The sequence below is a fragment of the Streptococcus mitis genome (assembly GCF_905187535.1).
Classification (GTDB): domain Bacteria; phylum Bacillota; class Bacilli; order Lactobacillales; family Streptococcaceae; genus Streptococcus; species Streptococcus mitis_BS.
Genome location: NZ_CAJJIE010000039.1, coordinates 1 through 265 on the forward strand (window position 1 = coordinate 1; position 265 = coordinate 265).

General features: G+C 50.6%; 2 tRNA genes. Both read right to left on the reverse strand.

The features are described 5' to 3' along the window. Positions 1–45: 45 nt before the first annotated feature. Positions 46–119, reverse strand: a tRNA-Ile gene (locus tag JQ841_RS04920). A 33-nt stretch (positions 120–152) separates the two neighbouring features. After that, a tRNA-Gly gene (locus tag JQ841_RS04925) sits at positions 153–223 on the reverse strand. Between the last annotated feature and the right edge of the window lie 42 nt (positions 224–265).

Below are 265 nucleotides of genomic sequence, written 5' to 3' on the forward strand. Positions count from 1 at the left end.
TGAAAAGGCGGTGTCTTAACCCCTTGACCAACGGACCAAACTTTATGGGCACGAGTGGACTCGAACCACCGACCTCACGCTTATCAGGCGTGCGCTCTAACCACCTGAGCTACGCGCCCAAGTTAAAAACTTGGTAATTGAACAAAGTTCAAAGCGGGTGACGAGAATCGAACTCGCGACAACAGCTTGGAAGGCTGTAGTTTTACCACTAAACTACACCCGCTTAAATGGGAGTTAACGGGATCGAACCGCTGACCCTCTGCTT